Genomic DNA, 6,932 nt, shown 5'->3' with positions numbered 1-6,932 from the left:
AAGAATATCGAAACCGCCGGACTGGCGGGGGTAGCCTGTGGAGCGACTGGATCGGGGGCTGTGGCCTAATCGTCACGGTCCAGTGAAGGCGTGTTGAAGCAGGAAGGTTCTCGGGGTGACCCGGGAACCCTCGCCCAAAGCGCGGTGCGCGGCGGGCAGAGAGTGTCAGGGCGAGTACAGCACGCGCACTTTCAGGGTGTTTTCGACTTTGCGCAGGGCTTCGAGCGCCTGCTGGCTGTAGGCCTTGTCAACGTCCATGACCACGTAGCCGACCGTTTCATTGGTTTGCAGGTACTGGCCGGAAATGTTGATGTCGCTTTCCGAGAGTACGCGGTTGATCTCGGACATCACGCCGGGCACGTTGTGGTGGATGTGCAGCAGGCGGTGCTTGTCGGGATGCGCGGGCAGCGCCACTTCGGGGAAGTTGACCGAGGTAATGGTGGTGCCGTTGTCCGAGTAGGTGACCAGTTTTTCTGCCACTTCGACGCCGATATTTTCCTGCGCCTCCAGGGTGGAGCCGCCGATATGCGGTGTGAGGATGACGTTTTCGAGGCCACGCAGCGGGCTCTGGAACTCGTCCTTGTTGCTCTTGGGCTCCACGGGGAAGACGTCGACCGCCGCGCCCTGCACCCTGCCGGCCTTGAGCGCTTCCGCCAGCGGCTCGATTTCCACCACGCTGCCCCGTGAGGCGTTGATGACAATCGCCCCGGGCTTGAGCGCGGCAATTTCCTGTTCACCGATCATCCAGCGGCTCGACGGCACGTCGGGCACGTGCAGGCTGACCACATCCGCACGGCCCAGCAGCTCTTCCAGGCTGGCGACCTGGGTGGCGTTGCCCATGCCCAGCTTGGCGATAACGTCGTAGTAGAGCACATGAAAGCCCAGCGACTCGGCGAGCACCGACAGCTGCGCGCCGATGCTGCCGTAGCCGACGATGCCCAGCGTCTTGCCGCGCGCCTCGTGGGAGTTTTTCGCCGACTTCAGCCAGCCGCCCTGATGCGCCCGGGCGGTCTTTTCGGGAATGCCCCGCAGCAGCATGATGGCCTCGGCAAGCACCAGCTCGGCCACCGAGCGGGTGTTGGAATAGGGCGCGTTGAATACCGCGATCCCGCGCTTGAGCGCGGCGTTGAGATCCACCTGGTTGGTGCCGATGCAAAAGCAACCCACGCCGACCAGCTTGTCGGCGGCGGCAAAAACGCGCTCGGTCAGCTGGGTGCGCGAACGCACGCCGATAAAGTGCACATCGCGGATTTTTTCCATCAGCGTGTCTTCGTCCAGCGACGTCGACACGTGTTCGATATGGGTATAGCCGGCGTCATGAAAACGATCCACCGCGCTCTGGTGGATGCCCTCGAGCAGCAGGATTTTGATTTTGCCCTTGTCCAGGGACGTTTTGGCCATGGCGGATTCAACCTCTATCAACGGCGCGGGCCGCGTTGTCCGGGTACGTGAAAAGCACGGAAAAGTGCCGGGTGAAGACGCTTCATGTTACCACAGCCGCCTGCCACACGCCGGCCGCTGCGGATGAAAAGTGCACGCGCAGGCCATGAAGCCAACGCATATTCCACCACGACGGGCAGACGCCACCGGGGGGAAGCCGTGTATACTGGGCGCCCGATACGTTTGACTTGTCTTTTGCAGCAGGCTTCGCTCATGAGTGATACGGAAACGTCAGCGCAGGATTTTGCCACCACGGTCGAGCAGCTGGAGTCGCTGGTCGAACGTCTGGAAGGCGGCGCGCTGTCGCTGGAAGATTCCCTGGCGGCCTTCGAGCAGGGCGTACGCCTGGCACGTCAGGCACAAACGCGGCTGGACGATGCCGAACTCAAGGTCCGCACCCTGAGCGAAGACGGCGCCGGCGGGCTTTCGGTAACGCCCTTTGCCCCCCTGGACGATACCAACTCGAACGACGCCGGAGACAGCGACGATCGCCAGGGCTCGCCGGGCGAAACACCGAGTGAGGAGGCACCGCCATGGTAGCCGTTGACGCTGCAACGCTTGAGGCGCGCCGCCGGACCGGGAGCGACCGCGTCGAGACCACGCTGGCGGCGCTGTTCGAAGCTCGCCCGCCGGCCGCGCCGCCGCTTGAGGCGGCCATGCGCCACGGCCTGCTGATGGGCGGTAAACGCCTGCGGCCGCTGCTGGTCTACCTGGCCGGCGAAGCGCTGGGCGCCGATGACGAGGCGCTGGATGCGCCGGCGGCGGCAGTGGAGCTGATCCACGCCTATTCGCTGATCCACGACGACCTGCCGGCCATGGACGATGACGACCTGCGCCGGGGGCATCCCACGGTTCACCGGGCATTTGATCCGGCCACCGCGATTCTCGCCGGCGATGCGCTGCAGGCGCTGGCCTTCGAGGTAATGGCCCGGACGCGTCATCCGCGCCTTGGCGCGCTGATACAAACGCTCGCCGGCGCCGCCGGGCGCGACGGCATGGTCGCCGGCCAGGCGCTGGACATGGCCGCCGTGGGCTACGCCGCCGACGCCACCGCGCTGGAAACCATGCACGCGCACAAGACCGGCGCGCTGATCGAAGCCGCCGTGCGCCTGGGCGGGCTGGTCGCCGTCGACGAGGACGACCCGCGCCTGGCGGCGCTTGCCACCTATGCCCGGGCCATCGGCCTGGCCTTTCAGGTGCACGATGACGTTCTTGACGTCACCGGCGACAGCGCCACCCTGGGCAAGACCAGCGGGGCGGATGCCGCCCGTCACAAGCCGACGTATCCCGGCCTGCTGGGGCTGGACGGCGCCCGGCAAAAGGCCCGGCGCCTGGCCGAAGACGCCGTAACCGCGCTGGCGCCGCTCGGCGAGCGCGGCGCGCCCCTGGCCGGGCTTGCCCGGTATATCATCGAGCGCGATCATTAAGCCGTGTCCATCGAGGTAGACCCACCCCATGTTGTCGATAAAACCATGTCCATGAAGCTGTTCGACGAAATTCCCCGGGAGCGCCCGGCGACACCCTTGCTCGACACCCTTGACCACCCGGCAGCGCTGCGTGCGATGTCGCCCGAGCGTCTGGCCCGGCTGGCCGATGAGCTGCGCGCCTATTTGCTGTACAGCGTGGGCGTTTCCGGCGGGCACTTCGGTGCCGGGCTCGGCGTGGTGGAGCTGAGCGTGGCGCTGCACCACGTCTTTCACACCCCCGATGACCGCCTGGTGTGGGACGTGGGGCACCAGGCCTACCCGCACAAGATACTCACCGGCCGGCGCGAGGCCATGACGAGCATACGCCAGCACGGCGGGCTGGCGGCGTTCCCCCGCCGGGCGGAATCGGGCTACGACACCTTCGGCGTGGGGCATTCCAGCACCTCGATCTCCGCCGCGCTGGGCATGGCGCTGGCCGCCCGAACCCAGGGAGCCGAGCGCAAGGTTTGCGCGATTCTCGGCGACGGCGCGCTGACCGCGGGCATGGCATTCGAGGCGCTGGCCCACGCCGGCCACGTCAACGCCAACCTGCTGGTGATCCTCAACGACAACGAAATGTCGATTTCGGAAAACGTCGGCGGCATGGCCAGCTACCTGGCGCGGGTACTCTCCAGCGCGCCCTACCGGAAAATGCGCGAAGAGAGCAAAAAGGTTCTCTCGCACCTGCCCGGCGCGCTGCAGTTTGCCCGGCGTACCGAAGAGCACATGAAAGGCATGGTCAGCCCCGCCACGCTGTTTGAAGAAATGGGCTTTACCTACACCGGCCCCGTGGACGGCCACGACCTCGACGGCCTGACCCGCATTCTCGACGCCCTGAGCCAGGCCGACGGCCCGCAGTTCCTGCATATCAAGACCTGCAAGGGCAAGGGCTTTCTGCCCGCCGAGGCCGACCCCATCGGCTACCACGCGATTACCAAGCTGGAAAAACCCGGCGCCGCCGCTCAGGCGGCCAAGCCGGAACCGGCGGCAGCGCCAAAACGCAAATACTGCGCGGTGTTCGGTGACTGGCTGTGCGACATGGCCGCCGCCGACCCGCGCCTGATCGGCATTACCCCGGCCATGCGTGAAGGCTCGGACCTGGTGCGCTTCTCGAAGGAATACCCCGAGCGCTACTTCGACGTGGCGATTGCCGAACAGCACGCGGTGACCCTGGCCGCGGGCATGGCCTGCGAGGCCGCCAAGCCGGTGGTAGCGATTTACTCCACCTTTTTGCAGCGCGGCTACGACCAGCTGATTCACGACGTAGCGGTGCAGGCGCTGGACGTGACCTTCGCCATCGACCGCGCTGGCCTGGTAGGGGAAGACGGCCCGACCCACCACGGCAGCATGGATCTCTCGTATTTGCGCTGCGTGCCTGGCATGGTAATTCTGGCGCCGGCGGACGAAGCCGAGTGCCACGCCATGCTCAGCGCGGGCTACCACCACCCGGGACCGGCGGCGGTACGCTACCCGCGCGGCACCGGCCCCGGCGTGGCGGTTCCCGACGACCTGACGCCGGCGGCCATTGGTCAGGCGGAGCCGCGTCGGCAGGCCGGTCACGGCACGACGCCGCGCATTGCCCTGCTGGCCTTCGGCAGCCTTAATACGCCGGCGGCGACGGTCGCCGAAACGCTGGACGCCACGCACCTGAACATGCGCTCGGTCAAGCCGCTGGACCGCGACGCGGTATGTCAGGCCGCAGCGGATCACGACCTGGTCGTGACCCTGGAAGAAAACGTCATCGCCGGCGGCGCCGGCAGCGCGGTGAGCGAACTGCTGGCCGCCGAGCGCATAGCCGCCGATGTGCTGCATCTGGGCCTGCCCGATGCCTTTGTGGAACACGGCACCCCCGCCGAGCTGCGTACCGACTGCGGGCTGGATGCCGACGGCATCGAGCGCGCCATTCGCCGGCGGCTGGCCGCCCGGGGCTAAGCGTGCGCGCAACAGGCGCCGCGCCAGCTTTCTGTTTTCAACACTGATTTTATTCACTGCTTACTTGCAAGAGAGACGCCATGTTAATCATCACCCTGATCGGCGCCTTCATCGGCTATAAACTGGGCGGCCTGATCGGCCTTTTGATCGGCGGCGGCCTCGGCGCCTGGCTGGTCAGGCAGCTACGCCGCAAAATGGTCAACCGCCTGATGGGCGCCCAGCAGCAGTTCCTGTCGTCCACCTTTGCGGTGATGGGGTGTCTGTGCAAGGCCGACGGCCGCGTGTCCGAGGACGAGCTGGAAGCCTCGCGGCAGCTGTGGGACAAGCTGCGCCTGAACGAAGCCCAGCGCGCCCAGGCGCGCGCCGACTTCAACCGCGGCAAAAGCCCGGAGTTTGACCTGGACGCCGAGCTGGAGCGGGTGCGTCGGATGGCCAGCAGCCAGCCGGCGCTGCGCCAGCTGTTCCTGCAGGTACAGCTCACCGCCGTGGCCGCCGACGGCGAGCTGCACCCCGCCGAGCGTGAGATGATCATGCGGGTGGTGCGCGGCCTGGGGTGCTCCGAGGCAGAAATCGAGCAGGTCGAAGCCATGCTGCGCGGCGGCCCTCAGGGGGCGGCCAACCAGGGGCCATCGCTGGAGGATGCCTATCAGGTATTGGGCGTGTCGGAAGAGGCCAGCGATGCCGAGGTAAAAAAGGCCTACCGCAAGCTGATGAGCGAAAACCACCCCGACAAGCTGGCGGCCAAGGGCCTGCCCGAGAGCATGCGCGAAGTGGCCAAGGAGCGCACCGCCGAAATCGGCAACGCCTACGAGCAGATCCAGAACGCCCGGGGCAACGGCTAAACAGCCGCGCGGCGGGCAACCGCCGCCGGCGCGACCGTCAGCGGATAATACCCTTGTGCGCCAGGGCCTCCAGGTCGCTGGCGCTATCGGGACAAAACGCCGACAACACATCCCGGGTATGTTCCCCCAGCCCGGGCGGCGGACGGTCGGCATTGAGCTTTTCCCCGCCGAAACACACCGGGTTGCTGACCAGCGACATATCGCCGGCATCCGGGTGCGACATCGACATCTGCATGCCGCGGTGCTGTACCTGGGGGTTGTCGAACACCTGCTCGACCCGGTTGATGGGGCCACACGGGACCCCTTCGGCTTCCAGCGCCTCCAGCCAGAAAGCCGACGGCCGCGCCGCGATCAGCGTTTCCAGCTGTGCCACCAGCCGGTCGCGGTTGTCGACCCGGGCCTGGTTGGTAGCAAAGCGGGTATCTGCCGCCAGGTCGGGCTCCCCGGCCACGGTGCAGAAGCGCTGAAACTGGGCATCGTTGCCCACGGCGAGGATGATATGGCCGTCCGCGGTGGCGAACGCCTGGTAGGGCACGATGTTGGGGTGCGAATTGCCCAGGCGCTCGGGGGACGCGCCGGACGTCAGGTAGTTCATGGCCTGATTGGCCAGCATGCTGACCTGCACGTCCATCAGCGCCATGTCGATATACGCGCCTTCACCGCTACGCTGCCGGCCGATCAGCGCGGAGAGGATCGAGGTGGCGGCATACATCCCGGTGAACAGGTCCACCACGGCAACGCCGGTTTTGATCGGGCCGCCGCCCGGCTCGCTGTCGGGCCGGCCGGTGATGTCCATCAGCCCGCCCATGCCCTGCACCAGAAAGTCATACCCGGCCCGCCTGGCGTAGGGGCCGCTCTGGCCGAATCCGGTGATCGAGCAATACACCAGGTCCGGCCGGCTGGCTTTCAGGCTCTCGTAGTCCAGGCCGTAGCGCTTCAGCCCGCCGGCCTTGAAGTTCTCCAGCACCACATCGCAGTGCCTGACCAGCTCGTGAATCAGCGCCTGCCCTTCTTCCCGGGCAATATCCACGGCAATCGACTGCTTGCCGCGGTTGGTGCAGAGGTAGTACGCGGCGTCCCGGGTCCCCTGGAGATAGGGCGGCCCCCATCCCCGGGTATCATCACCGCGCTCGGGGTGCTCGACCTTGATCACTTCGGCGCCCATGTCCGCCAGGTGCTGGCTGCACCAGGGACCGGCCAGAATACGCGACAGGTCGAGCACGCGAATGCCCGTTAACGGTTTGTCCATCAT

The 6,932-nt window shown here is 66.6% G+C and carries 6 protein-coding genes; 4 read left to right on the top strand and 2 right to left on the bottom strand.

Features of this window, described 5'->3' with window-relative positions:
- Positions 1 to 165 precede the first annotated feature (165 nt).
- Positions 166 to 1,401 carry a phosphoglycerate dehydrogenase gene (gene serA / locus C793_RS0102100; protein WP_017429296.1) on the bottom strand — a complete coding sequence of 412 codons (1,236 nt, stop codon included), beginning with the start codon at positions 1,399 to 1,401 and terminating at the stop codon, positions 166 to 168.
- A gap of 252 nt (positions 1,402 to 1,653) precedes the next feature.
- Here serA and xseB point away from each other — a divergent pair, with 252 nt between their 5' ends.
- From xseB to djlA, 4 genes are all read left to right on the top strand, one after another.
- Positions 1,654 to 1,980, top strand: a complete 327-nt coding sequence (gene xseB / locus C793_RS13370; protein ID WP_017429295.1) for an exodeoxyribonuclease VII small subunit — start codon at positions 1,654 to 1,656, stop codon at positions 1,978 to 1,980.
- Complete coding sequence (locus C793_RS0102090; RefSeq protein ID WP_017429294.1) at positions 1,974 to 2,867, top strand: farnesyl diphosphate synthase; 894 nt, start codon at positions 1,974 to 1,976, stop codon at positions 2,865 to 2,867. Before xseB ends, C793_RS0102090 begins: the two co-directional genes overlap by 7 nt.
- A 45-nt stretch (positions 2,868 to 2,912) precedes the next feature.
- Positions 2,913 to 4,838, top strand: coding sequence for a 1-deoxy-D-xylulose-5-phosphate synthase (gene dxs / locus C793_RS0102085; protein ID WP_017429293.1), 1,926 nt, complete (start codon positions 2,913 to 2,915; stop codon positions 4,836 to 4,838).
- A gap of 80 nt (positions 4,839 to 4,918) precedes the next feature.
- Positions 4,919 to 5,680, top strand: a complete 762-nt coding sequence (djlA, locus tag C793_RS0102080; protein ID WP_017429292.1) for a co-chaperone DjlA — start codon at positions 4,919 to 4,921, stop codon at positions 5,678 to 5,680.
- Between the two features lie 37 nt (positions 5,681 to 5,717).
- Here the strand turns inward: djlA and C793_RS0102075 are convergent, their stop codons facing one another.
- The gene (locus C793_RS0102075) at positions 5,718 to 6,929 is read right to left on the bottom strand and encodes a CaiB/BaiF CoA transferase family protein (protein ID WP_156804848.1); all 1,212 of its coding nucleotides are present in this window, start codon (positions 6,927 to 6,929) and stop codon (positions 5,718 to 5,720) included.
- Between the last annotated feature and the right edge of the window lie 3 nt (positions 6,930 to 6,932).

The organism is Vreelandella jeotgali Hwa (assembly GCF_000334215.1).
Taxonomy (GTDB): domain Bacteria; phylum Pseudomonadota; class Gammaproteobacteria; order Pseudomonadales; family Halomonadaceae; genus Vreelandella; species Vreelandella jeotgali.
Note: the sequence above shows the minus strand (reverse complement) of the source record. Positions and strands in the feature narration are given on the sequence as shown.